We start from the raw sequence: 24,572 nt of genomic DNA on the forward strand, positions 1-24,572 counted from the left end.
TACAGTTTGGATAACCCGATGGAACGTCCTCGTGTGCTCCTCGTCAACTGGCGCGACACCGGCCACCCCGAAGGCGGCGGGTCGGAGCGGTACGTCGAGCGGATGGCGGAAGGGCTCGCGAGAGCGGGGTACCGGGTTGAAATCCAGTGTGCCGCCTACCCGGGCGCGACCGACGGCGAATGGCGTGACGGCGTCCGCTACCGGCGGCGGGGCAACAAGTTCGGCGTGTACGCGCACGCGCTGCGGGCGATCCGCCGGGCCCGCGCCGACCTCGTGGTGGACGTGCAGAACGGCATGCCGTTCTTCGCCCGGCTGGTCGCCGGCTGTCCCGTGCTGGTGCTCGTGCACCACGTCCACAAGGAACAGTGGATCAGTGCGCTCGGCGCGGTAGTGGGCCGGGCCGGCTGGTGGATCGAGTCGCGGCTGGCGCCGTGGCTGTTCCGCCGGTGCCGGTACGTCACGGTTTCCGAGGTCACCAAGGCGGAGCTGGCCGGACTGGGCGTCCAACGGGACCGCGTCACGGTGGTGCCCAACGGCCTCGACGCGCCGCCGGTGTGCGTGTCCGAACGGGACACCTCGCCGACCCTGGTCGCGGTGAGCAGGCTGGTGCCGCACAAGCGGATCGAGCACGCCATCAACGTCGTCGCGCAGCTCGCGCGGCGCTGGCCGGACCTGCGGCTCGAGGTCGTCGGCCAGGGACCGTGGGACGAGGTGCTGCGCGCGCACGCGGCGGAGCGCGGTGTCGCGGACCGCGTGATCCTGCACGGCTGGGTCGACGAGCAGGCCAAGCACGAGATCCTCGCCCGCTCGTGGCTGCACCTGTGCCCGTCGGTCAAGGAAGGCTGGGGCATCGTCATCATGGAGGCCGCGGCACACGGGGTGCCGTCGGTCGCCTACCGGGCCGCCGGCGGGGTCGCCGAATCCATTGTGGAGGGCCGCACCGGCCTGCTCGCGGAGGACTTCGAAGACTTCACCGCCCAGGTCGACGGCCTGCTCGCCGACGGGCTGCGGCGCGCGGAGATGGGCCTGGCCGGGGCCGAGCGGGCCGGGCAGTTCAGCTGGGACTCGAGTGTCGGCGAGTTCGCCGCACTGGTGCGGGACGTCTCCGGCCGGCCCGCGCCGCGGCCGCGGGTCCTGGTCCCGGCTCGGGTCCCGGAGCTCGCCGAATGACCGGAAAGAGTCGTTCAGGTCGTTACCGCGGGTCTTGCTCCCGGACCGCGTCCCGGAACGCGCCGAGCAGCCGTGCGGCGGCGAGCGCGTCGAAGTCCTTACGACGGGCGCGCACGGTCACCGTGGTGGTGCCGCCGGTGGTCGCCGCGCCGAACGCCACGCCTGAGCGGCCGCTGGCGGCCGGGTAGAAGGCCAGCGAGCGCACGGTGTCCCCGGTGGACACCACGCCGAGGTTCGACATCAGGAACGTCGAACCGAGGCGGCTCGCCAGCAAGCGGGTGCCCAGCCGGGCGAGCCGGCTGCTGCGTGCGGGGAAGTCCGGCTCGGGCGGCTGCTCGCCCAGCAGCGCCGCGACGTCGGCCACCACCGGGTGGTTTCCCAGCCGCAGCCGGAAGAACGCGCTGTCGTGCACGGGTTCCGGCGCGGCGCCGGAGCGCCAGGACGCCCCCAGCGCCGCCACCACCCGGGCGGCGCGGACGTGGTGTTCCCGGTTCCAGCGTTCGGTGGTGCGGGCCGCGGCCGCGACGAACGCCGCGGCGCCCAAACGCAGCCGCGGTTCGTACACGGCCGCGAAAACGTCACCTGCGGCCGGAGCGGCCCGATCGGGAGCGATCCGCGCCGGTGGCGCGAAAAGCGCTTCAGCGAGCCGCTGGACGGCCGAAACGAGAAAGGGCTTACCGGCGGCGCGTTCGCCGATCCCGGTCGCGCCCGAGGAAACCGGGACGTCGAGGAGGATGCCGAGCAGCGAAAGCAGGCCGAGGCCGTCGAGCGCGCCGTGGTGCGCGGCGACCAGCAGCGTGAGCTCGTCGACACAGACGGCGACACGCACGAGCGGATCGGTGCGTTCGTAAGGCTCCGAAGCGAACCGATCACGGACGGCGGGCAAGCCGGCCGCCGTGGTCTGCTCGATTTCGGGCACCGCACCGAGATGCGGGTACTGCTGACCGGCGGCGGCCAGGCGCGACCGGAGCTTTTCCGGTTCGGGCACGGCCGTGCCGAGTTCCGCTTCGAGGAGGATGCTCCAGGAAACGGTGGGGTCGCCGTAGAGCCCGACGACGCGGTGCGCGTGGTCGGAGGCGAGCCGGGTCACCGCGTCAGCGGTTCCCGTAGAGCTTGGCCGGGTGGTCGGCGGGGTTGTACTTCACCTGTGCGTTGAGCTTTTCCTGCACCTGGGTGGTGGTGTCGGGATCGGCGCTTTCGGTGAGTGCGAACCCCGCTCCCGTCGCCAGCCCGCCTCCGATGATGACGGCGGCGAACACGCCGATGACCGTGCCCACGTGTCACTCCTTCCGCGGCGGGGAACTCCTGCCGCGGCCCAATGTACGCATCGGTAACATGCGGCACAACAGTGCGACGCACAGCAACGTGAGCGCTACTCCGTTCGCCACCAAGGCGGGCGCCCACACGATCTCCTTCACCGCCGGCACACCCGGGGTCCGGTAGAGCGTCAGCCACTCACCCGACCACACCTGCGTCGCACCGGCGAGCAGCCGGGTGTCGACCTCGCCGGGCGTCCCGTGCTCGACGAGGATCCAGCCGATGCCCGCGTCGGTGAGCTGCTGCGCCGACGTCGCGGCGCGGACGTCGCCGATCCTCGGGTCCTCGCCGGTGATGCGGTCGGCGCCGACCTTCAGCGTGTCGTCCATCAGCACCGGTTTCGGCAGCACACGCGGCGCCGGGTCGAGCTGTGTGCGGCCGTCGTTCCACGCGAACCCGCGGAACGCCGAGAGCGGCAGCGCCAGCACGTCACCGGGACGGTCACCGAGCACTTCGGACACCGCCTGCCAGTCCGGCGGGTACTGCACGGTGCCGAGCCGTCCCCAGCCACCCCAGGCCAGGTCCGGCATGGTGAGCAGCGGGAAAGCGACCGCCGCGGCCACCAGCGCCCGGCCTCCGCCGACGGTCCGCAGCTTCGCCGCGGCGACCTCGATGGCGAGCGCGAACCCCATCGAGAGCGGCAATGCCCACCAGGCCACCCACTTCTGGGCGTCACGCAGCAGTCCCGCGCCGGGCACGTGCCGCGTCGCGAAGTTCAGCAGGGCCTCGCCGCCCGGCAACGTCGCCAGTGACGCCAGCAGCACACCCGCGACACCGAGGAGGACAAGAGCGCGAGTGGGCCGTGTTCCCCAGCGCGCCTTGAGCGTGCGCAGCCCGGCGACCGCGATCACGGCCGTGACGAGCACGAGCACCGGGATCAGCGGCATGGCCCGGCTGCCGGGCACCGTTTCGGCGTTCCAGATGCCGCCCAGCCCGAGCACGCTGAGCAGGGCCGGGCCCCAGCTTTCGGCGCGGGCGCTGAACGCCGTGACACCGGCCGGGTCGGAAAACGTGCTGCCGGCGTTGAGGAACGTCGGCACCAGCCACGGCAGGTTCAGCAGGATGCCGATGGCGATCGTCTGCGAGAGCCGCCGCCGGCCGGCGGCCACCACCATGACGGCGGCGGCGAGCACCCCGCCCGGCGGTGTCAGCACCGCCGGGGCGCAGGCGAGCACCAGCCTGGGCACGGCGTTCGGCTCGTGGTTCCGCGCGTCGAGCCCGGCCCGGACGATCCACGGCAGGCACGCGTAGGTGAGCAGCAACGGCCAGTGCCCGATGAACAACCGCTCGGCGACGTACGGCGTCCAGGCGTAGGCCGTCGCGGCGACGAGCCGGGTGCCGAGGTGTTCGGTCGGGACGAGCCGTCCCGCGCCTTGGGCGGCGAAGAAGATGGCCGGCAGCAAGACGATCTTCTGGACGAGGTCACCGGGGACGACGGTGGTCACGAGCGCGACGGCGGCGTCCGCGGGAACCGAACGCGGCAGCACGCTGCCGATCCCGAAGGCGTCCGGCACGAAGTACTGCCGGGGCGCGAAGACCATGTCGTAGCTCAGGACGAACCCGCGGCCGAGCAAGGGTGCGCAGACGGCGAACGCCAGGACGGCGGACAACACGGGAAGCGCGAGCCGCCTGCTCGGTGCGTCCACTGCCCTTCCTTTCCGTGCCCCGCGCGGTTAGGGTCCCTGGTCATTACCCACCGGTAATGGGAGCCCGACGTTGAGCGTAGCCACCGAAGTGCCGGCCCGGACCGGCAACCGGGTCGCGGCGATCCTCGTCTCGCTGGCGCTCGCGGGCAACAACGCGGCCAGTTACGTGCTGAGCCTGGCGGCCGCGCGGATCCTCGCGCCCGGCGCGTTCGGGGAGCTGAGCTCGCTGCTGGCGGTGCTGGTGATCGGCGTCGTCCCGGCGATGGGGCTGCAGACGGTGGTGGCGCTGCGTGTCGCCCGCGCGCCTTCGACTTCCCAGGGTTCGCTGTTCGCGTTGGGGCTGGTGACGAGCGGGATCGTCGCGACGGCGGCGTTGACGCTCAGCCCGTTGCTGGTGCTCCTGCTGCACCTGGGTTCCCTGACCCCGGCCCTCCTGGTGACGGCCGCACTCGGGCCGTTGACGCTGCTCGGGATGTTCCACGGACTGCTGCAGGGCGGCCACCGCTTCGCGACGCTGGCCGGGCTCATCGCGCTGGAGGGCGCCGGCAAGGTCGGCGGTTCCCTGGCGGGCCTGCTGATCTCGGGCACGACGACCGGCGCACTGGCGGGCACGGCGATCGGCTCACTGGCGGTGGTCGCGGCGGGCTGGCAGGTCTGTGGCCGCCCGCGCCCCCGCTGGTCCGACCGCCACGGCGCCGAGGTGCTCCACACGGCGCAGGCGATGCTGGCCCTGGTGCTGCTGGTGAACCTGGACCTGGTCCTGGCCCGGCACACGCTGCCGTCTTCGGAAGCCGGCGAGTACGCGCTGGGGGCGATCGTCACGAAGATCGCTTACTGGCTCCCGCAGGCGGTGGGGGTGCTGGTCCTCCCCCGGTTCGCGGTCTCTTCCGGACGCCGTCGCGTGCTGCCGGTGGCGTTGGCGGTGTGTGCGGCGCTGGATTCTTTGGTGTTGCTGGTTTCTCTCGTGCTGGGTCCGTCGTTGCTGGCGTTGATCGGTGGGCCGCGGTATGCCGGGAGCACGATGCCGGTGTGGCCGTTTGCGTTGGCCGGGTCGATGCTGGCGTTGGTGCAGATTCTGTTGTACGCGCGGTTGGCCGACGGGGATCGCCGGGTGACGGTGCTGATGTGGGCGGCGGTGGGCGTCGAGGCGCTGCTGATCACCGCTTGGCTGCATGCTTCCGCGGCGCAGGTCGTGACGGTGGCTGCTTGTTGCGCCGGTGGGCTGGCGGTGGCCGGGGTGGTGCTGGAACTCCGGTCCCGCCGGAAGAGCCTCAGCCCGCCGGTTTCTCCTTCCGGATGAACCAATCCACGCACGTCGACACCATCGCCGCCGCGGCCAGCAAGAGAGCCGCTTGGGTCACCGGGCCGTAAGCCCACTCCTGGCCGTGCCCCACCACCCGGCCGGACACCGACACGACCACCGCGACGACCATCCCGCCCAGCGCCAGATACCGCGGCGCCCGCTCGGAGAACTGCCGCGCCAGCAGGCACGCGATCAGCAGCACCACCGGCAGCATCCCACCCAGCGCCACCAGCAACCCGATCAGCACCACCGGAACCGCCGCCCCACCGGGAGTCACGGCGAACGACCGCCGCCGGGCCGGCCAGAAGACCCCCACCAGCAGCAGCAACACCGCCGTAGCCCCGATCAGCAAGCCCAGCCGGTACGTGGAATCCGGCGTGAACGAAAGCGAAACCACCCCGCCGGCGCCCGCCGGGACGATCCACGCCTGCTGCCAGCCGTCGACGCGGGTGCGGGTCAGCTCGCGGCCGTCCAAGGTGGCCGCCCAGCCCGCGTTCGCGTTCTCCGGCACCGCCAGCACCGCCTCCGCGCCCGGCGCCACCGTCACCGTCCGCGACGCCGCGTCCCACGATCCCACCTGGACCGCGCGGTGCACCGGCGCCGAGGCGGCGACGGCCGGGCGCAGCCACAGGTCCTGGACCACGAACGACTCCGACCGGTCCGTGCGCAGCTCGTGGCCGCCGGCCGGCAGTGCGATGCCGCCCTCCGAGTCGCGGCACATCCGCAGCTCCAGCGGCCGGTGCGCGATGATGTCCGCCAGCGTGCCCTGCACCGACGTCCGGTAGTCGAGCCCGTCGAGGTGGACGTTCGGCCCCGCGCCGCACGGCACCGTGAACGCCGGGTCCGGCCCGGGCAGCAGACCGTCCGATCCGGACAGCGAAAGGTTGCCGACACCCACCGCCGCGCGGGCCGCCGGATCGTCGTCGTCACCGGGCAGCACGATCTGCAGCTGGTCGGTGTCCAGCGGCTCGAACGACGCCGACCCGCCCGCGTCGAGCTGCACCGTGCGGTTGCCCGACCGGCCGATCAGCACCACCTGCTTCGGCACCTGAGCCCCGCTCGACGGCGAAACCCCGATCTGCAGGCCGGAAATCCGCTTCGGACCGGCCCATCCGAGGGTGAGCGTCGGCCGGAGGTCGGTGACGTCGGGGCGCCACGTCGTGCCCGCGTCGCCGTCCACCGCCGCGAATCCGCCCGCCGCCGGGTCACCGCCGAGCTGGGACGTCGACGCCACCGTGACCCCCGGCAGCTGCACCGGGTTCTTCCCGCCCCCGGCGGGCAGCACCGAGCCGCCGACCAGGAACGTCTGCTCGGCGGGTGTGCTGAACAACCGCCGGATGCCGTCCGGTTCCTCGCCGTCGCGCGCGGAAGAAGCGTCACACCGCACGGCGCCGTCGGCCGGCAGGCAGGCGTACCGCGGCTGCGCGCCGCGGGTGAAGGCGAACCCGGGCGCCGGGCCGGCCGGCAGGTCCGCGGGCACTTCCAGCGCTCGCTGCGGCTCGGTGCCCGGGATGGTCAGGTCCGCGATGCCGACGTTCCCGTCCTGCCGCCCGACCACCAGCGACAGCAACGTGATCCGCACCTTGCGCGTGACGCCGCCGGCGACGGCGTAGTTGTGCGCCCCCGCGCCGCGGATCACCTGCTGGTCGACCGAGCCGTTGTCGGTGGTGATCCGGATCCGGGTCGGCGGCCAGCCCACCCGGAGGTCGTCCACCATCTGCAGGTCCACCGAGGTCACCAGCCGCGGGGTGTCCAGCTCCACTTCGAGCCACTGGCCGATCGGGCCGGTGAACGACGACGACTGCCACGCCGTGCGCGGGTCGCCGTCGATCGCGGCGAACGGCTGGTGCCCCGGGTCCGACCCGCCGAAGGCATCGGCGAACGACGCGGCCGTCGACGCCGTCACCGCGCGGATGCCCCGGTAGGCGGCCACGGTCTGGTGCTCCTGGCCGGGGAACGGCAGCACGTCACCGGCCGCGCGCTGCTGACGGTAGGCCTCACCGGCGGTCAGGGTCTGGCTGAGGTTGTCCCGCACCCCACCGACGTTCCGCTCGGCGCGCCGCAGGCCGTCGGTCACCAGCCGCGGCCCGCCCGCCGAGCCGCCGTCGCCGGTGAGCACGGTCGGCGTCCCCGGGTCGAGCTGCCCGGAGTCGATCAGCGGGAGCAGGTTCTCCGGGCCGCCGCTCACCGTCGGTACGTCCTTTGTGGACGTCGCGGTGGCCAGCGGCACCGGCCGGCGGACCTCGTACACCTCCAGCGGCCCGAACTCCGCCGCCTTGCCGATGCCCGGCGAGCCGGCCAGCCCGGCACGCAACGTCGCGATCGGCGGGGCTGTGGTCCGCTCGCGGTCGATGTCGTTGCGCAGCAGCAGGAACCGGTACCCCGACCGCGCGAGCAGCGCGGCGAGCCCGGGGTCACCGCGGCCGTCGGCGAGGGCCGCGTCCACCGAGTCCATCAGCCGTGTGTTCCCCTCGGACCCCAGCGGCACCTGGTTGCGGACCGCCCACGGGCTCTTCGCGATCGCCTGCGCGGGCTCGTCGACCGTGCGGCCCCAGTCGTACTCGCCGAACCCGGTGGCCGGCAGCAGCAGAGTCCGCGCGTTCGGGTCGGCCTTGGCGACGTAGCCCATCGCGTCGTACCAGTAGCCGGGCACCTCGTCCCAGCCCGGCCCGGACCGCAGGTTCAGCATCCACGCCGGCGCGGCCATCACCAGCACCAGCAGCAGGCCGATCGCCGGCCGGAGGAAGCGGCGCGCGGACTTCACCCGGGCCGGGCTCGAGATGCCGTGCACGAACGCCAGCATCAGCGGCAGCCGCAGCACCGGCTCGAACTTGTGGACGTTGCGCAGCGGGGCCAGCGGCCCGTCGAGCAGGTGCCGGACCTGCTCGGCCAGCGGGCTGTCGAGCGTGCCGACGTACCCGATGGTCAGCAGGGTCAGCCCGGTGAGCACCCCCAGCACCAGGAACCGCCGCTCCGGCAGGCCCCGCCGGGTCAGCCCGAACAGGCCGACCCCGGCGACGAGCCCGGTCGCGAGCATCAGCACCGGGTTGTCGATCAGCGACCAGCCGCCGGGCCACCACGGGGTGCCCTGCACGACGTAGGCGACCCACTGGTTCGTCCCGCGCAGCACCTCGAACAGCGACATCGGCGCGGTGGTGTTCGTCGCGGACTCGATGTAGTCCAGGAACGGCAGGCTGTACTCACCGAGCAGCAGGAGCGGCAGGATCCACCACAGCGTCGCGCCGAGGACGAACACGGCCCACCAGACGACGAGCCGGACGTGCTCGCGCGTCCACTTCCGCGTCAGCAGCCACAGTCCCGGCAGGACGAGCGCCATCACCACCATCGCGCCGTTCACGCCGCCCATGCACAGCACGGCCAGCGCGGACAGCCCGGCCGCGCGCCGCGGCGAGCCGGTCACCCCGGCCCGCACCAGCGGCACCAGCACCCACGGCAGCAGCACCGCGGGCAGCATTTCCGCGGACAGACCACCGATTTCGGTCAGCATGCGCGGCGCGAGCGCGTACCCGAGCGCGCCGATCAGGCGCGTGCGCTCGGTGCCGATCTTCATCGCCCGCGCGAGCAGCAGCGCGCCGCCGAACGCCGCCGACAGCAGGACCGCGCCCCACAGCCGTTGCGCGACCCACGCGGGCACCCCGGCGGCCTGGCACAGCGCGAAGAACGGACCCATCGGGAACAGGTAGCCGTACGCCTGGTTCTGCAGCTCGCCGGCGGTGGCTTCGGGGTTCCACAGGTGCAGCGCGCGGCCGAGGAACGCGAGCGGGTCGACGGCGAGGTCGAGCTTGGTGTCGAACGTCGTCTTCCCCGGCATCTGCAGGAATGACAACGTGGTCAGCGCCAGCACGATCCACGTGCTCGGCCGGCGCACGAACGCACCCGGCGAGAACTTCCGGGCGCCCCCGGCGGGCGGGGCGTCGTCCCGGGCTCGTTCGCGGGTGGCGGTTACCATCCGGTAGATACTAGGCCGAAACCTGGCTACCATGTGCCGACGATTTTCCCCGGTCCCCCGAACTCCTGGCAGGTGCGCCATCTCGTTCGAAGACGCCTGGGCTTTGGCCGAACCGGTCAAGGGCTGGATGACGCGCGCGCAGGGCGAAGCGCTGTGGAACGCCGCGTGCCGCCTCGAGAAGGGCGACGTGATCCTGGAAATCGGCAGCCACCAGGGCAGATCCACGATCGTGCTCGGCGCCGCCGCCCGCACGGCCGGGGCCACGGTGATCGCGGTCGACCCGTTCGTCGACGGCCGGCTGTTCGGCGGATCGCCGACGCGGCAACTGTTCGAGCGCAACATCCGCCAGGCCGGGCTGGACGACGTCGTCGAGCTCGTGGCCGGTTACAGCACGGCACTGCGCCCTGACTGGGACCGGCCCTTACAGCTGCTTTACATCGACGGCAAGCACGACTACTGGACCTACACCGACGACCTGCGCTGGTCGGCCCACCTGCCGCCGGGCGCGGAAATCCTGGTCCACGACTGCTTCTCCTCGATCGGCGTCACGCTCGGCACGATCGCGAAGGTCCTTTTCGGACGCCGGTACACCTATGTGGACCGGACGACGTCCCTGGCGCGCTTCCGGCTTTCCCCACCGTCCACGGCGGACCGAGTGCGCGTGCTCGCGCAGTTGCCGTGGTTCCTGCGCAACGTCGGGATCAAGGTGCTGCTGCGCCTGCGGCTGCGGCCGGTGGCCCGGGTGTTCGGGCACGACAGCCCCTACGATCCCTACTGAGTCCTCACTGGGTGACCGGTTTCCCGATCTCGGCCTTCGCGACGCACACCGGCGCGCCCGCGCTCGACAGCCGCAGGTCGAGGTGGTCGAACAGGCCGTCCACCGGCAGGTAGAGCGAGTGCAGCCCGGCCTGGAACCAGACCGGCGTCCGGTCCACCAGGCCTTCCCCGCCGTCCGAAGTGAAGTAGTCGATCTTCAGCAGGTGCCGGCCGAGCACCGGCGCGTCCAGCGGGACGCGCACCGGCGTCTCGCCGACGGTGTACCCGCAGTTCGGCACCGGGCCCGGCACACCGCGGGAAATCGGCTCCACCCCGATGATCTTGTGCGGCGTGCCGGTCGCGTCGAACTGGTGCATCCGGCTCGTCGGCTGGTCGAAGTGCGTGCCGGGCAGCAGGCCGACCACCCGTGACGCCTGGGAGTCCACGCCGAACCACTCGTGCACCACGTCGGAGGGCACAAAGGTGTCGTAGAAGACCAGATCCGGATCTTCGGCGACGGCCGCGCGGACGTTGCCGACGTACTGTCCCGAATGCTCGAACCGCATCGGCGGTGACAACCGCGAGAACCCCACCGCCGAACTGCCGAGCAGAAGCAGGCAGACCGCTAGGGCGATCGGCCGTTCACGCTTTCCGCCGGACGGCGCAACTTCTCCGGGTGTCAGGAAGGCGAACCCTCCACAAAGGGCAGCCATCAGCACCAGATCGGCGACGTAACGAGGATCGTCCCCGGCGGCCGGGCCGACCTCACGCAGCCGGGTCAGCGCGAGCAGGGCGATGTCCACGGCGAACAGCACGCCGAGCAACGCCCACGCCCGCCAGGCGCGACGGCCGCCGCGGCGCACGCCCGCGAACAGCACGCCCAGTGCCACGGCGAACAGCGCAACCACGACCAGGAACGGTGACGGCGCCCAGGTCGCGCCCGGCCCGGGGCCGGACCACGGCCCGCCCGCGAGTCCCGGCAGCAGCGTGTCGCCGAGCATCCGGCCGGTCAGGTCGGCGACCGTGCCGGCCGACAACCGCGAATCACCGGTGCCGACCTGGCTCGACGTCAAGGTGAAGAACACGGCCACGAACGCCGCCAGCAGCCCGGCGTGGCCGAGCCAGTAGCGGAGACGCTCCCGGAAGGACTGTCCGAGCAGGACGGTGACGCCGGCCAGCAGCACCGGGATCACCGCGGCCTTCTCGTAGAACGCGAGCCCGAAGAGCGTCCAGGCGAAGGCGCCGATCCACCACCGGCCGCCGTCGGTGAGGTACCGGACGTGGGCGTGCAGCGCGCCGGCGACGGCGAGCACCACCGGCACCAGCTGGACGCCGAACGACCACCACAGCGTCGGGACCAGCAGCAGCGTCGACGCGCTGAACACGGTGAACGGCACGAGGATCGCCCACCGGTGGCCGAAACACCGCACCAGCAGGCACCAGAAGAACACCGTCGCGAGCGCCCGCATCAGCAGCAGCGGCAGCATCAGGACGGTGAAGTTCAGGGGCGCCCACCACGTCAGCACGCCGGCGAGGAAGAACCCGCCGGGCTGCAGGTGCCCGTGGTAGTCCTGGAAGAGGAACCCGGGGTCGAACGGTCCCACCACGGCCGCCCGGTAAGTGACGACGAAGTCGTCCTGGGCGAAACTCCCGTGCAATGCGGCCCAGGCGTGCAGAACGAACGGCACCACACCCGCGACGAACGCCACGAGCACCAGCGCCGACGGTCTTTCGAGTGCCCGTGATGCGGGCTTTTCTGCTTCCAGCAACACGGGTGTCCTCAATTCTTGCAGGCGGGTGGTTGGCACATCAGCTTGCTCAGTGCCTGGTAGAAGACGTCGGAGATCTTGCGCGGGTCCGGCGTGGTGAAGGACTCGCCGCCGGTCGCGGCCGAAACCTGCTTCAGCTCCCCCGCGTCGATGTCGGGGCCGATGCCGATCCCGATCACCGGCAACGGTTTCCGCGGGTCCTGCAGCCGGCCGAGCTCGGCGAGCAGGCCGGGCAGCCCGATCGAGTCGCTGTCCTCGTTGCGGCCGTCGGTGAGCACCACGACGACGTTGATCCGGCCGAGCTGCCAGCTCTGCCGGGCGTTCTGGTACGCGGCGAGGATCGAGTCGTACAGCCCGGTCGCGCCGCCGGCCTTCGGCTTCACCGCCTGCAGCGTCGCCAGGCCGCCCTTGGCGAGCTGGTCGGCGATCGAGCGCATCGGCAGCAGTTCCTTGTAGTCCTTGTCGCCGTCGAGCTTGGTGGAGAACAGCCACAGGCCGAGCTCGGTCGTCGTCTTGAACAGGCCGAGCCCCTGCGTCGCGGCTTCCAGCGTCAGCGCCATCCGGCTCCGGCCGGTGCCGGGAACGGTGGCCGCCATCGAGCCGGAGACGTCGAGCAGCACCTGGACCCGCGCGCTGAGGTTCGCGCCGGCCCAGGCCTGGAGCACGCCGTACATCGCCTCGGGCGCGGGTGGTCCGACCGGGCGCGGGGCGGCGTTCGTGCGGGTGTCGGACGGCCGGTCGCCGAGCAGCTGCCCGGCCGGCGTGCGGAACCCGGCGTCGGCGAACGACTTCGTGGCGGTCTGGTCGAGCAGCAGCCGCAGGAACCGCTCGGCGGCGGAGCGTGAGGCTTCGGACGCGCGCGGCAGCACGACGTACGGGTAGTCGAAGCTCGGCACGCCGGCCGCCGGGTACGCGGCGACGAGCTTGCGGGCCAGCACGGACTGTTCCGACGCCGGAGAAGCGGTGAACGGCTCCTTCACCGCCGACAGCTTGCGGATCTCCTCGGTGAACGCGGCGGCCGGGTCGGGCGCGTCCTTCGTCAGCTGCTGCAGGCCGAGCAGCGCGGCGATGCCGGCCGGGTCGCGGCCCGGGTCGGGCAGCCCGACCGGGCTTCCGGAGAGGACGTCCGACCAGGACGGTGACTTCCCCGGCCAGCCCGCCTTCTTCGCGACGTCGTCGGTCAGCGCCAGCACCACCGGCGAGCTCGCCACCGACTGGCCGGTCTCGGGCAGGTTCCAGGCGCCGCCGTCCCGCGCCTGCAGCAGCCAGGTGCTCGACTCCGGCACCCAGACGTCGGGACCGTTCGCGCCGTTGAGTTCCAGCGCCGCGGCCGTGGCCGTCGACGCGCTCGCGGTGACTTCGACGGTGTAGCAGTCCGGCTCCGGGATGGACCGGGCGAGCGCCGTCAGCACCGGTGCAACGTCCGGCGCGGCGGTGATGTGCACCGGGGTCGTGGTGTCACAGCCGCCCGCGGCCAGCCGGTCGCGCAGGTAGTCGACGCCGGCCCAGGCGAGCAGGGCGACCACGAGCAGCACGCTCAGGACGACGACCCGCGCGTCGATGCGCCGGGGCCGCGCCGGGTGTGCCGCCATGCAGGTGCCTTCCGTCGTGAAGTGCTGGCAGCTTGCCAGCCGGGTGAGCGGGAAGCCAGTACCGATCGCGGAAAGTGACCATCGGATCGTGAACCCGCGGTGAAGGAATTGCGTGATGCGGCCGTTTTGGTGATTGACAAGAACTGCGTAACGTTTCCCGCTTGACGCCCGTCCCACGTGGGTAACAGCACGATGGCGGATCGCGGAGACGATTTCGCCGTGCCCCGAAACGGCGATCCGGCACCGAACGGAGACGTAACCCGTGCGCACGATGTACGACGCGGTCACGGCCGCCAACATCCCCGGCGACGCGCAGATGGTCGCGGGATACATCGACAAGATCAAACTGGAACCCTGGTCGGCCGCCGACTGGGCGCGTTTCCCCCGCGCCGTCAAGGTCACCATCGTCAAGAAGGCCAGCACGAACGACGGCCACGTCCTCGACGTGGAACCCGGTGACGCCACCCCCGGCGAAGCACCGGGCTGGGTCCGGATGCGCCGCGCCGCCGGCGCGGACCCGACCATCTACTGCAACCTTTCGACCTGGCCCACTGTGCGGTCGGCGTTCTCGTCGGCCGGCGTGGCCGAACCGCACTACTGGATCGCGCACTACAACGGCGACCCGGCCATCCCCGCCGGCGCGGTCGCCAAGCAGTACCGCGGGAACGTCGCCCCGGGCTACGACGTCTCGTCCGTCGCGGACTTCTGGCCCGGAGTGGACGGCAACGGATCCGCCTCGACTGGAGTGGAGATCATGGAGCGCATCACCGTCACCCCGCCGAACGCCGAGCAGAACTCGGTGCGGGTCTTCCTGTCCGGCAGCTCCGGTGCCGCAGTGATCGTCCGGCCGCGGCTCGGCGGCGACGGCTACTCGAAGCCGATGTGGGTCGGCGACATCTTCGCCTGGGGCAACGACCGCCAGGGGGTCGGCCACAACCCGACGAAGACCCCGGGTTACAACAACCGGCTGACTTCGCACCGGCGGTACGACCTGCCGGGCGCGGTGTGGGCCGACATCAACTACAGCGCGGCCGAGCCGTTCGAGGTCGACATCGTCGGGTAGCAGGTAGCGCCCCAAGGCCACATTGGGTGCGTCTCACGCACCGAAGGCCACATTGGGGCGCTCGGCAACCGGGCTCGAGCGGCGGTTCACGCGGGCGGCAGGGCGCGGCACAGTTCGTCGACGGCTGCGGCGTAGGCGTGTTCGGGCGGGGTCGCGTAGCCGACCACCAGTCCGTCCACTGTGGACATCGTGGCGGCCGGGTGCCGGAAGGCGGCCAGGCCGTCCAGTGCGAGTCCCTGCCACGCCGCGGCCTTGACCGCCGACTTCTCCGTGCCCGGCGGCAGGCGCAGCACGGCGTGCAGGCCGGCCGCGACGCCGGTGGGCACGACGTGCGGCGCCCGCTCGGCGAGCGCCTGGACGAGCACGTCCCGGCGACGCCGGTAGCGCTGGCGCATCCGCCGGATGTGCTTGTCGTACGCGCCGGCGCCGATGAACTCGGCGAGGGTGAGCTGGTCGAGCACGCCCGCCCACGCCTCGCGCTCACCCTTCGCGGCCAGCACGGCGTCGACGAGGTGCTCCGGCAGCACCAGCCACCCGAGCCGCAGCCCGGGTGACAGGCTCTTGCTCACCGAACCGGCGTACACGACGTGCTCGGGGTCGAGGCCCTGCACCGCGCCGACCGGCTTGCGGTCGTAGCGGAACTCGCCGTCGTAGTCGTCCTCGATGAGCACCCCGCCGGACGCGCGGACGTGCCCCACCACCGCCGTGCGCCGGTCGTGGTGCAGCGGGCCGCCGGTCGGGAACTGGTGCGCGGGTGTGAGCAGCACGTTCCGCGTGGCCAGGTCCTCTACAACCGCGCCCTTTTCGTCCAGGGCAAGAGGAACCGTCTCGACGCGGGCGGTGGTGAAGATCGAGCGGTGGAACGCGAGCCCGTACGACTCGACGGCGAGCGGGCCGCTCAGCACCGCCGGGAACAGCAGCCGCAGCGCGTGCGCGAAGCCCGAGCAGACGACGATCCGCTCCGGCGACGTCCGCACCCCGCGGGCCCGGGCGAGGTACCCGGCCAGCGCCTCCCGCAGTTCGCGGCGGCCGCGCGGGTCACCGGGGCCGAAGGCGTCGTGCGGGGCCACGTTCAGCGCGCGGCGGGCGGCGGCGAGCCAGTCGGCACGCGGGAACGACGTCGCGTCCGGCTGCCCCTGCCGCAGGTTGTGCCGTGGCTCGGGCGGCCCGGGGGCCTTCTTCGGGGTCCGGGACCTGGTCAGCGGCTCGGCCCGGTCGGCGACCCGGGTGCCGGAGCCCTGGACGGCGGTGAGCCAGCCCTCGGCGACCAGCTCGGCGTAGGCGTCCGCGACGGTGTTTCGGGCCAGGCCCAAGTCGGCGGCCAGCGAGCGGTACGGCGGCAGCCGGGTGCCCGGGGTGAGCCGTCCACTGCGGACGGCGTCACGCAACGCGGTGATCAGCGCGGCCCGTTTGCCGCCGGTGCCCGCCAGCTCGAGGTGCAGGTCCGCGCCGAGCCGTTCGCCGGAATTGACCCACGAATCTGCCACGGAAATGCACCCTACACGGAGGTCAACCGGGCCCTAGATTTCTGGTCATGACGAACCGAGTGAACTTCGCCAAGACCGCCCCGAAGGCCTTCAAGGCCCTGATCGGCTTCGACGCCGCCGCCCGCGCCGGGCTCGACCCCGCGCTGGTCGAGCTGGTCCAGATCCGCGCGTCGCAGCTCAACCGCTGCGCCTACTGCCTGCACATGCACACCTCGGACGCCCGCAAGGCCGGCGAAAGCGAAGAGCGGCTGCACATGGTCGCGGTGTGGCACGAGGCCACGAGCTTCTTCAGCGAGAAGGAGCAGGCCGCGCTGGCTCTCACCGAAGCCGTCACGCTGATCTCGGGCGGTGTTCCCGACGACGTCTACACACGAGCCGCCGGCCAGTTCGGCGAGGAAGAGCTGGCCCAGCTCCTTGCCCTGATCTTCACCATCAACACGTGGAACCGCATTGCCATCACCACGGCGAAGGTGCCGGGCACGGACGAGCGGGCCGCCCGATGACCCGCCGGCCGGGCGCGGTGCTGGCGCTGCTGGCGTTCGCGCAGCTGATCATCTCCCTCGACTACAACATCGTGTACGTGGCCCTGCCGGAGATCGGCCGCGAACTCGGCTTCACGGCCCAGAGCCTGCAGTGGGTGGTGAGCGCCTACGCCGTGGCGTTCGGCGGGTTCCTCCTGCTGGGCGGCCGGGCCTGCGACCTGTTCGGGCCGCGCCGGGTGTTCGCGCTGGGCTGCGCGCTCTACGCCGGCTCGTCGCTGGCTGGCGGGCTGGCCGCCGACCCGGGCCTGCTCGTCGGCGCCCGGGCCGGGCAAGGCCTGGGCGGGGCGCTGCTCTTCCCCGCGACGTTGACGCTGGTCAGCACCAGTTTTGCGGCGGGCCGCGAGCGCAACCGCGCGTTCGCGGTGTGGGGTACTGCCGGCGGCAGCGGCATGATCCTCGGCTCCCTGCTGGGCGGGGTGCTGACGCAGGCGTTCGGCTGGGCGGCGGTGTTCTTCGTGAACGTCCCGCTGGCCGCGGCCGCCGCCGTGCTCGCCGTGGTGCTCCTGCTCGCCGACCCCGCCCGGGAGCCCGGCCGCCGGTTCGACCTCGCCGGCGCGCTGACCGCAACCCTCGGCACCACCCTGGCGGTGTTCGCCCTCGTCGAAGGCCCGGAGCTGGGCTGGACGTCGGCGGTGGTCCTTTCCTCCGCTGCCGCAGGCGTCGCGCTGCTGGCCGCTTTTGTCAGAATCGAACGCCGGGGCCCTGACCCGCTGCTGCCTCCACGGCTGCTGCGGGAGCGCAACCTCGGCACCGGCGTGGTCGTGACGTTCCTCTACATGGGCACGTTCGGGACGTTGCTGTACTTCCTGACCGGCTACTTCCAGGGTGTCCACGGTTACGGCGCGCTGGCCACCGGGCTCGCGTTCGGCGTGCCGATGGTCGCGATCGCCGCGGGTTCGCAAGCCGCGGGCCGGCTGGCCACCCGCTTCGGCAGCCGCCCGACGCTGGTCGCGAGCCTCGCTGTCGGCGGGGCGGGCGCGGTGCTGCTCGGACTGTCGATGACCACGTCGGCTTCCTACGCGGCTTTGGTGCCGGCGCTGGTCGTGCTGGGCCTGGGCCAGGGCGCGGGGTACACGCTGATGTTCGGCGCCGCGGCAGCGGGCGTGTCACCCGGGGAGCAGGGCATCGCGTCCGGCGTGGCGTCGACGGCGCAGCAGGTCGGCGGCACGGTGGGCCTGGCGGTGTTCGTCGCGGTGGCGAACGCGGGCACGCACGGTCTCTCCGGCGAGGCGTTGCGGGTGGCCACAGTGGACGGTCTCCGCACGGCGGTGCTGCTGGCCGCGGCCGGGATCGCCGTGACGGCCCTGGCCGCCCTGCGCTTCAGCGCTTCCCGGCCGGTCGCGACGGTCCCGGCTTGAGCGCCCCAAGGCGGCCTTGGTTGCGTCTGACGCACCCAAGGCGGCCTTCGGTGCGTCTGACGAACCGAAGGCCGCCTTGGGGCGCTTGGGTCAGTCCGCGAGGGCCAGCAGGTCCTCGTCGGCGACGGGCTCTTCGATGACGGGCTCCGGCTGCTTGCGGGCCACCAGGCCGCTGATCGCGATCAGCAGGCCGAGCACCGCGATGCCGGTGACCACGCTCAACGCCGGGGTCAGCCCGGTCAGCAACGCGGCGGGTGAGGCCTCACGGCCACCGTTGGCGGTCAGCACCGCCGTCACCACCGCGAGCCCGATCGCACCACCGACCTGCAGTGACGTGTTCAGCAGGCCGCCGGCCAAACCCTGCTCGTCGTCGGAGATCCCGGCGGTGCCCTGGATGTTGAGCGACGAGAACGCCAGCGTGAAGCCGATGCCGAGCAGGATCATGCTGGGCAGGACGTAAGCCGCGTAACCGGAGTGCTCGTCCACGCGCAGGAACAGCGCGTAACCCAGCACGTGCGCCACCACACCCGCGAAGATCGTGCGCGGCGTGCCGACCCGGTCGATCAGCGGCTCGATGCGCGGCGAGCCGAACGCCACGATCATCGCCGCCGGCAGGAAGCCGAGCGCCGTCTGCAGTGCGGACCAGCCGAGCACCCGCTGCAGGTAGAGCATCACGACGAACTGGAACCCGATGTACGCGCCGAAGAACAGCGCACCGCCGAGGTTGGCCCTCGCCAGCGGCCCGGACTTGAGGATTCCCAGCCGCAGCAACGGGTGGGCACTGCGCTTCTCGATGAGGACGAACGTCACCAGCAGCGCAACGGCGACGGCGAACGTGATCAGCGTGCGCGGCGCGGCCCAGCCGATCTCGGGTGCCTCGACGACGCCGAACACCAGCAACAGTGAACCGGCGGCGCCGGTGATGGCGCCCGGGAAGTCGTAGCCGCGGCCTTCTTCCCGCCGGTAGGACGGGATCAGCTTCCAGGCGGCGATGAACGCGATCAGCGCGATCGGCGCGGGGAGCAGGAACGTCCAGCGCCAGCCGACCTCGGTCAGCAGGCCGGAGAACACGAGCCCGGCGGAGTACCCGCTGGCGCCGAACACGGCGAAGATGCTGATCGCCTTGTTGCGGGCCGGCCCCTCCTGGAACGTCGTGGTGATGATGGACAGTGCGGCCGGCGCCGTGAACGCGGCGGCCAGGCCCTTGATGAAGCGGCTGGCGATGAGCAGCGCGCCGTCGTCGACGAGCCCGCCGAGCAGCGAGGCCAGCGCGAACACCGCGACGGCGACGAGGAACACGCGACGGCGGCCGAGCAGGTCGGCGGTGCGGCCGCCGAGCAGCAGCAGCCCGCCGTAACCGAGCACGTATCCGCTGACGACCCATTGCAGCGCGTTGGTGGACAGGCCGAGGTCGGCCTGGATGGCGGGGAGCGCGACCCCGACCATCGACACGTCGAGCGCGTCGAGACCGATGACGATCGAAACGGTGAGCAGGACACCCCAGAGACGTGCGTCCCACCGGGTTGAAGTGGTGGACAAGACCGCGGAAGAGCTCATGGCGGCGACAGTACATGCACGCGCATCTAATGTCGATGCATTTAATGTGTTTGCATCTGATGTACGCGCATGCTACGTTGGTCGCCGTGAGCGACGTCGCTGAGCAAGGCCTGGTGCAGGAGTGGCACGAGCTGCTGGCGCGCTATTCGGCCGTGTTCAGCACGCTCGAGTGCCGCCTGCAGGAGCGCCACGGGATCGGCGCGAACGAGTTCGAAGCCCTGGAGCGGCTCGCGACCTGCGACTTCCAGTGCCGCTCGGCCGACCTCACCGGGGCGATCCACCTCAGCCAGAGCGCGACTTCACGCCTGGTGGCCCGGCTGGAGAAGGAAGGGCTGGTCCAGCGCGCGCTGTGCGACGCGGACCGGCGCGGCATCTTCGTGACCCTCACCGACGCCGGCCGCGAGCGCTACCTCGAGGCGAAGCAGACCCACCGCGAAGTGCTGAACGAGACCCTTCGCTGACGCGTCAGCCCACCGGCCCTTCGATCGCCTTGACCTGAACCTGCTGCTGCGCGCCGCCGGCGTTCGACACCGTCAGGGTCAGCTGGTCACCCGGGTGGTGGGTGTCCATCACGTCCGTCAACGTGGTCGCCGAGTCGACCGGCTTGCCGTCGATCGCCGTGATCACGTCGCCGGCGGCCAGGCCCGCCTTCTGCGCCGGCCCGCTCGGGACGACCTCGCGGACCTGGGCGCCGCCCTGACCGTCCGACACCGAGACGCCGATGAACGCCGTCTTGCCGATGTGGATCTTGTCCGACGCGGTGCCCGCGACGATCCGGTGCGCGATATCGATCGCCTGGTTGATCGGGATGGCGAATCCCTGGCCGCCCGCGCCACTGCGGCGGCCGTTCAGCTGGTAACCGGTGGATGCGGCGGTGTCGACGCCGATCACCTGCGCGTTCGCGTTGACCAGCGGGCCGCCGGAGTCGCCGGACTCGATGTTCGCCCGGACCTGGATCAGCCCGGTGAGCTGCTCGGACGAGCCGCTGGACTCGTCCGACGCGGTGATCGACTGGTCCAGCGCGGTGACGGTGCCCGGCGCGGGCACCGGGTCGCCGCCGCGGCCGCCGGCGTTGCCGAGCCCGAGGATCTGGTCGCCGACCTTGACCGAGGACGAGTCGCCGATGGCCGCGGTGGGCAGCCCGGAGGCGTCTTCGAGCTGCAGGACGGCGATGTCCTCGCTGCGGTTGTACCCCACGACCTCGGCCTTGTAGGTGTCGCCGGTGCCGATGCTGGTGACCTTGATGCTGGTCGCGCCGGCGACGACGTGGTTGTTGGTGAGCACCTCGCCGTCCGGGGTGAGCACGATGCCGGTGCCCGCCGCGGCCGCGCCCTGCAGCCCGAGCTCGGTGTTGATGTTGACGATGGCCGGGTTGACCTTCGCGGACACGGCGTCGACGTCGAGCACGGTGGCCGCCGCGGTGGGCTGGCCGGAGAAGCCGAAGTTCTGGTTGCCGCTCGCGGTCGGGCTGTTCGCCGAGATCAGGTGCCCGATGCCGAGCCCGGCGACCACCGCGAGCGCGATGGCGACCAGGGTGAGGGTCAGCGCGCGAAGGGGGTGCCGCTTGCGCGGCGGCGGCTGGTAGGCGGGCTGCGGGTAGCCGTAGCCATGAGGGGCACCCTCCTGGCCGTAAAAGCCATGGGGGTGCCCCTCATGGCCGTAGGGCTGCTGCGGCGGGTACGGGCGGCCCCACTGGTCGCGGGGCTGCTGGCCGTAAGGCTGCTGGCCGTAAGGCTGCTGGTCGTAGGGCTGCTGGTCGTAAGGCTGCTGGTCGTAGTAGCCCTGGCCGTAGTGGCCTTGCGGGTACTCACCCCGGCCGTAACCGTACGGGTGCTCGCCGCCTCGGTCGTACTCGCTCATGCACAGCTCCAGCCCTCGACAAGCCTCCGGCCGTTCCAGGAAACGCCCCGTTCCTGAGAATTTCCTTGTCCGGTTCCATGGACTTGCTGTGGATTACCCGGCGCGGGAGCAAAGATCTGCCGACGTGACCGAAGTTACCCGTCAAGGGTGAATCTTGCCGCCGTCACACGAGGTGCCCGGCTCCCACCGCCTCCCGCATCACCGACGTCACGCGGTCCGCGCGTTCGCAGAGCGCCGCCACCCCGGCCACCGTCTCCCGCAGTGCCTCGTCCTCCGGCAACCCGGCCAGGTGCACCTCGATGCCCACCCGGGCCGTCGCCGCGGCCGCGCGAGCTGCTTCGGCTGCCGCCGCGAGGTCCGCCGCCACCTGGGGATCCGGTGGCACCCGCTCGGCCAGGTCCAGCACCACCGCCGCCGCGGCGATCACGTCCGCGGGTGGCGCGCACGCGCCTCGCCGGGCGTCGAGCAACGCACGCTGGTCACCCGAGCGCGCACGGCTGACGGTCGTGAACGCGTGCGCGTCCTTCTCCGCCAGCCGCAGCGCGTGCATGCTCAGCGCCTCCGCTTCGGCCACCACCGCACGCTCGTCGCTCGAGCGAGCGGCCAGGGCCACCAGCGCCGCGGCCTGCGCGACGTGCAGCGCCGCCGTCGCCCCACCGCCCGGTGACGTCTCGCGGGCGGCGAGGGCCTTGAGGAAGTCGCTCAGGATCTGGTCACGCATGACTCGTCCTTCCCGGAACTAACGCCGGATCCGTTCCATGCCGGGGTCGAACAGTGGCTCCGCGGCCACGGTGGCCGCGACCCGGCGGCCGAAGTACTCGATCTCGACACCGCTGCCGACGTCCGCCGACGCCGGGAGCCAGGCGTAGGCGATGGGCCGGCCGATCGTGTAGCCGTACGCCGCGCTGGTGACGTAACCGGCCGCGACACCGTCGACGAACACCGGCTCCTTGCCCAGCACCACCGTGCGGCCGTCGTCGATCGTCAGGCACCGCAACCGTCGGGACGCGGTTTCCTCACTGCGGCCTTCGATCGCGTCGCGCCCGAGGAACTCACCCTTGGCCGGACGCACCGCGAAGCCGACACCGGCCTCGTACGGGTCGTGCTCGGTGGTCATGTCGGTGCCCCACAGCCGGTAACCCTTCTCCAGCCGCAGGCTGTTGAACGCCGCCCGCCCGGCCGCGATGACGCCCAGGGACTGCCCGGCCGCCCACAGCGCGTCCCACAGCCGGAGGCCGTTGTCCGCGCCGGTGTAGATCTCCCAGCCCAGTTCGCCCACATAGGACAGTCGCATCGCGACCACCGGCACCCCGGCGATCCGCGCCCGGCGCGCCCGGAAGTACTTCAACCCGGTGTGTGAGAAGTCTTCCTTGCTCAGCGGCTGGACGAGCTCTCGCGCCAGCGGGCCCCAGACGCCGATGCAGCACGTCCCGCCGGTGATGTCCCGGATCTGCACTCCATCGGGCGCGTGCTTCACGAGGTGGTCGACGTCGATGTTCCCGTTGATCCCGGCCTGGAACAGCTCCGGCCCGAGCCGCGCCACCGTGACGTCACTGCGCACCCCACCGGCGTCGTCCAACATCAGTGTGTAGGTGACCGACCCGACAGACTTCTGCAACTGATTTGTGTTCAGTGACTGTAAGAACTCCAGTGACCCACTCCCGCTGATCTCCACCCGCTTCAGCGGCGTCATGTCGTACAGCGCCACACCGTTGCGCGTGTGCCACGCCTCGGCCGCCGCGATCGGCGAGTGGAACTGCGCCGACCACGCGTCGCGGGCCGGCGGCAGCGCGTCGTGCGGCAGCTTCTTCAGCAGCGGCGCGTTGGCCTCGAACCAGTGCGGCCGCTCCCAGCCACCTGCTTCCAGGAACACCGCCCCCAGCTCACGCTGCCGGAGGTGGAACGGCGTCACCCGCAGCTCACGCGGGGAAAGCTTGGGCTGCAACGGGTGCAGGATGTCGTAAACCTCGACGAAGTTCTGCTGCGAAGTCTCACTCACGTACGAAGGCGCGAGCTGGATCTCCTCGAAGCGGTGGACGTCCACCTCGTGCAGGTCGGTCTCGGAGTGCCCGTCGACCAGCAGCTCGGCGACGGCCTTGGCGATACCCGCGGAGTGTGTCACCCACACCGCCTCGGCGAGCCAGAACCCGCGGACATCGGCGGACTCCCCGACCAACGACTGGCCGTCCGGGGTGAACGAGAAGATCCCGTTGAAGCCCTCCTCGACCTTCGTCTGCCGCAGCGCGGGCAGGAGCAGCTTGCTCTCCTCCCACGACGGCGCGAAGTCCTCCTCGGTGAAGGGCAGCATCGACGGCATGGCCGTCTCGGTCACCGACGGGTCCAAAATGGACTCGTCGACCGGCATCGGCCGGTGCGCGTAGGAGCCGATGCCGAGCCGGTCGACGTGCTCGCGGAAGTACAGGTCCTGGTCCTGGTGCCGCAGGATCGGCAGGCTCGCCTCGACCTCTTCGGTGTTGCGCCCGACCAGCTCGTCGACCCGGCCGGTCTTGACGTACTGGTGCGCCAGCGGCAGCAGTGGGACGTCCATGCCCACCATGGCGCCGATCTCACGGCCCCAGAACCCGGCGCACGACACCACGACTTCGGCCGGGAAGTCCCCCTGGTCGGTCCGTACACCGGTGACGCGCCCGCCCTCCTGGAGGACGTCGGTCACACGTGTCGACCCGACAAACCGAGCGCCCCGCGAAGTGGCCCGCTCGGCGAGCACCGCCACCGCCTTCGCCGCCCGGGCCAGCCCGTCGCTGGGCACGTGCAACGCACCGAAGACCTGCGAGCCGTCGAGCAGCGGCCAGCGCCGGACGCACTCCTCCGCGTTGATGAGGGAACCCTGGACACCCCACGACGTCGCCCAGCCGTGCTTGCGCTTGAGGTCCTCCCAGCGCGCCGGCGTCGTCGCGACCTCCATGCCGCCGACCTGGAGGAAACAGTCCAGCTCCAGGAACTTCGAGACGGTGTACTTCGCGAACTCCGTCATCGTCTTGGACGCGTTCGTCTGGAACACCAGCCCGGGCGCGTGCGACGTCGACCCGCCGGTGCGCGGCAGCGGGCCCTGGTCGAGCACGGTGACGTCGGCCCAGCCGCGGGCGGTCAGCTCGTCGGCGAGGTTCGCGCCGACGATGCCGGCGCCGATGATCACGACTTTCGGTGCGGTCATGGCGGAA

18 protein-coding genes are annotated in these 24,572 nt (G+C 71.7%); 7 read left to right on the forward strand and 11 right to left on the reverse strand.

What is annotated here, in order from left to right:
* The first annotated feature begins 33 nt into the window (after nucleotides 1-33).
* Nucleotides 34-1,170: a glycosyltransferase family 4 protein gene (locus tag ACIA5G_RS20635; protein WP_395926476.1), complete on the forward strand. Its 1,137-nt coding sequence runs from the start codon at nucleotides 34-36 to the stop codon at nucleotides 1,168-1,170.
* A 22-nt stretch (nucleotides 1,171-1,192) separates the two neighbouring features.
* On the opposite strand, the gene ACIA5G_RS20640 is transcribed toward ACIA5G_RS20635, so the two are convergent.
* From ACIA5G_RS20640 to ACIA5G_RS20650, 3 genes are read right to left on the reverse strand one after another with little or no spacing between them, the layout of a single operon-like run.
* Nucleotides 1,193-2,260, reverse strand: coding sequence for a hypothetical protein (locus tag ACIA5G_RS20640; protein ID WP_395925419.1), 1,068 nt, complete (start codon nucleotides 2,258-2,260; stop codon nucleotides 1,193-1,195).
* 4 nt (nucleotides 2,261-2,264) lie between these two features.
* Nucleotides 2,265-2,447, reverse strand: a complete 183-nt coding sequence (locus ACIA5G_RS20645) for a hypothetical protein (RefSeq protein ID WP_395925421.1) — start codon at nucleotides 2,445-2,447, stop codon at nucleotides 2,265-2,267.
* A gap of 3 nt (nucleotides 2,448-2,450) precedes the next feature.
* Nucleotides 2,451-4,133, reverse strand: coding sequence for a hypothetical protein (locus ACIA5G_RS20650; protein ID WP_395925423.1), 1,683 nt, complete (start codon nucleotides 4,131-4,133; stop codon nucleotides 2,451-2,453).
* A gap of 70 nt (nucleotides 4,134-4,203) precedes the next feature.
* On the opposite strand from ACIA5G_RS20650, the gene ACIA5G_RS20655 reads away from it, so the two are divergent.
* Nucleotides 4,204-5,433 carry a lipopolysaccharide biosynthesis protein gene (locus ACIA5G_RS20655; protein WP_395925425.1) on the forward strand — a complete coding sequence of 410 codons (1,230 nt, stop codon included), beginning with the start codon at nucleotides 4,204-4,206 and terminating at the stop codon, nucleotides 5,431-5,433.
* On the opposite strand, the gene ACIA5G_RS20660 is transcribed toward ACIA5G_RS20655, so the two are convergent.
* The gene (locus ACIA5G_RS20660) at nucleotides 5,405-9,406 is read right to left on the reverse strand and encodes an alpha-(1->3)-arabinofuranosyltransferase family protein (RefSeq protein WP_395925427.1); all 4,002 of its coding nucleotides are present in this window, start codon (nucleotides 9,404-9,406) and stop codon (nucleotides 5,405-5,407) included. The two genes, ACIA5G_RS20655 and ACIA5G_RS20660, sit on opposite strands and share 29 nt — an antisense overlap.
* Before the next feature lie 103 nt (nucleotides 9,407-9,509).
* Here ACIA5G_RS20660 and ACIA5G_RS20665 point away from each other — a divergent pair, with 103 nt between their 5' ends.
* Complete coding sequence (locus tag ACIA5G_RS20665; RefSeq protein WP_395925429.1) at nucleotides 9,510-10,184, forward strand: class I SAM-dependent methyltransferase; 675 nt, start codon at nucleotides 9,510-9,512, stop codon at nucleotides 10,182-10,184.
* Between the two features lie 4 nt (nucleotides 10,185-10,188).
* On the opposite strand, the gene ACIA5G_RS20670 is transcribed toward ACIA5G_RS20665, so the two are convergent.
* Together ACIA5G_RS20670 and ACIA5G_RS20675 are read right to left on the reverse strand one after the other, a co-directional pair.
* Nucleotides 10,189-11,931, reverse strand: a complete 1,743-nt coding sequence (locus tag ACIA5G_RS20670) for a hypothetical protein (RefSeq protein WP_395926478.1) — start codon at nucleotides 11,929-11,931, stop codon at nucleotides 10,189-10,191.
* 11 nt (nucleotides 11,932-11,942) lie between these two features.
* Nucleotides 11,943-13,523, reverse strand: coding sequence for a substrate-binding domain-containing protein (locus tag ACIA5G_RS20675; RefSeq protein ID WP_395925431.1), 1,581 nt, complete (start codon nucleotides 13,521-13,523; stop codon nucleotides 11,943-11,945).
* A 262-nt stretch (nucleotides 13,524-13,785) separates the two neighbouring features.
* Between ACIA5G_RS20675 and ACIA5G_RS20680 the strand changes: the two genes are divergently transcribed.
* Nucleotides 13,786-14,586 (forward strand): hypothetical protein, encoded by an 801-nt coding sequence (locus tag ACIA5G_RS20680; protein WP_395925433.1) that lies wholly within the window; start codon nucleotides 13,786-13,788, stop codon nucleotides 14,584-14,586.
* 86 nt (nucleotides 14,587-14,672) lie between these two features.
* On the opposite strand, the gene ACIA5G_RS20685 is transcribed toward ACIA5G_RS20680, so the two are convergent.
* Nucleotides 14,673-16,073 (reverse strand): PLP-dependent aminotransferase family protein, encoded by a 1,401-nt coding sequence (locus tag ACIA5G_RS20685; protein ID WP_395925435.1) that lies wholly within the window; start codon nucleotides 16,071-16,073, stop codon nucleotides 14,673-14,675.
* A 47-nt stretch (nucleotides 16,074-16,120) separates the two neighbouring features.
* Between ACIA5G_RS20685 and ACIA5G_RS20690 the strand changes: the two genes are divergently transcribed.
* Both ACIA5G_RS20690 and ACIA5G_RS20695 read left to right on the forward strand, forming a co-directional pair.
* The gene (locus ACIA5G_RS20690; RefSeq protein ID WP_395925437.1) at nucleotides 16,121-16,576 is read left to right on the forward strand and encodes a carboxymuconolactone decarboxylase family protein; all 456 of its coding nucleotides are present in this window, start codon (nucleotides 16,121-16,123) and stop codon (nucleotides 16,574-16,576) included.
* A complete protein-coding gene (locus tag ACIA5G_RS20695; protein ID WP_395925439.1) occupies nucleotides 16,573-17,973 on the forward strand; it encodes an MFS transporter in 1,401 nt (466 codons plus the stop codon). Before ACIA5G_RS20690 ends, ACIA5G_RS20695 begins: the two co-directional genes overlap by 4 nt.
* 90 nt (nucleotides 17,974-18,063) lie before the next feature.
* Here ACIA5G_RS20695 and ACIA5G_RS20700 read toward each other — a convergent pair whose 3' ends face one another.
* Entirely contained in the window at nucleotides 18,064-19,530 is a 1,467-nt protein-coding gene (locus ACIA5G_RS20700; protein ID WP_395925441.1) for an MFS transporter, read from the reverse strand.
* Nucleotides 19,531-19,616: 86 nt separating this feature from the next.
* Here ACIA5G_RS20700 and ACIA5G_RS20705 point away from each other — a divergent pair, with 86 nt between their 5' ends.
* Entirely contained in the window at nucleotides 19,617-19,991 is a 375-nt protein-coding gene (locus ACIA5G_RS20705; RefSeq protein ID WP_395925444.1) for a MarR family winged helix-turn-helix transcriptional regulator, read from the forward strand.
* Between the two features lie 4 nt (nucleotides 19,992-19,995).
* Here the strand turns inward: ACIA5G_RS20705 and ACIA5G_RS20710 are convergent, their stop codons facing one another.
* The 3 genes from ACIA5G_RS20710 to ACIA5G_RS20720 all read right to left on the reverse strand — a co-directional run bounded on the left by ACIA5G_RS20710 (nucleotide 19,996) and on the right by ACIA5G_RS20720 (nucleotide 24,565).
* Nucleotides 19,996-21,390, reverse strand: a complete 1,395-nt coding sequence (locus ACIA5G_RS20710) for a trypsin-like peptidase domain-containing protein (RefSeq protein ID WP_395925446.1) — start codon at nucleotides 21,388-21,390, stop codon at nucleotides 19,996-19,998.
* Nucleotides 21,391-21,553: 163 nt separating this feature from the next.
* The gene (locus ACIA5G_RS20715) at nucleotides 21,554-22,111 is read right to left on the reverse strand and encodes a cyclodeaminase/cyclohydrolase family protein (protein ID WP_395925449.1); all 558 of its coding nucleotides are present in this window, start codon (nucleotides 22,109-22,111) and stop codon (nucleotides 21,554-21,556) included.
* An 18-nt stretch (nucleotides 22,112-22,129) separates the two neighbouring features.
* On the reverse strand, nucleotides 22,130-24,565 hold the full coding sequence (locus ACIA5G_RS20720) for an FAD-dependent oxidoreductase (protein WP_395925451.1): 2,436 nt from the start codon (nucleotides 24,563-24,565) through the stop codon (nucleotides 22,130-22,132).
* Nucleotides 24,566-24,572 lie beyond the last annotated feature (7 nt).

The organism is Amycolatopsis sp. NPDC051758 (assembly GCF_044453095.1).
GTDB lineage: Bacteria > Actinomycetota > Actinomycetes > Mycobacteriales > Pseudonocardiaceae > Amycolatopsis.

What these genes read in the sequence shown, in the direction of transcription:
- ACIA5G_RS20660 (WP_395925427.1), bottom strand. Translation starts at nt 9,406, where the DNA reads ATGGTAACCGCCACCCGCGAACGAGCCCGGGACGACGCCCCGCCCGCC.
- ACIA5G_RS20675 (WP_395925431.1), bottom strand. Translation starts at nt 13,523, where the DNA reads ATGGCGGCACACCCGGCGCGGCCCCGGCGCATCGACGCGCGGGTCGTC.
- ACIA5G_RS20690 (WP_395925437.1), top strand. Translation starts at nt 16,121, where the DNA reads ATGACGAACCGAGTGAACTTCGCCAAGACCGCCCCGAAGGCCTTCAAG.
- ACIA5G_RS20695 (WP_395925439.1), top strand. Translation starts at nt 16,573, where the DNA reads ATGACCCGCCGGCCGGGCGCGGTGCTGGCGCTGCTGGCGTTCGCGCAG.
- ACIA5G_RS20700 (WP_395925441.1), bottom strand. Translation starts at nt 19,530, where the DNA reads ATGAGCTCTTCCGCGGTCTTGTCCACCACTTCAACCCGGTGGGACGCA.
- ACIA5G_RS20710 (WP_395925446.1), bottom strand. Translation starts at nt 21,390, where the DNA reads ATGAGCGAGTACGACCGAGGCGGCGAGCACCCGTACGGTTACGGCCGG.
- ACIA5G_RS20715 (WP_395925449.1), bottom strand. Translation starts at nt 22,111, where the DNA reads ATGCGTGACCAGATCCTGAGCGACTTCCTCAAGGCCCTCGCCGCCCGC.
- ACIA5G_RS20720 (WP_395925451.1), bottom strand. Translation starts at nt 24,565, where the DNA reads ATGACCGCACCGAAAGTCGTGATCATCGGCGCCGGCATCGTCGGCGCG.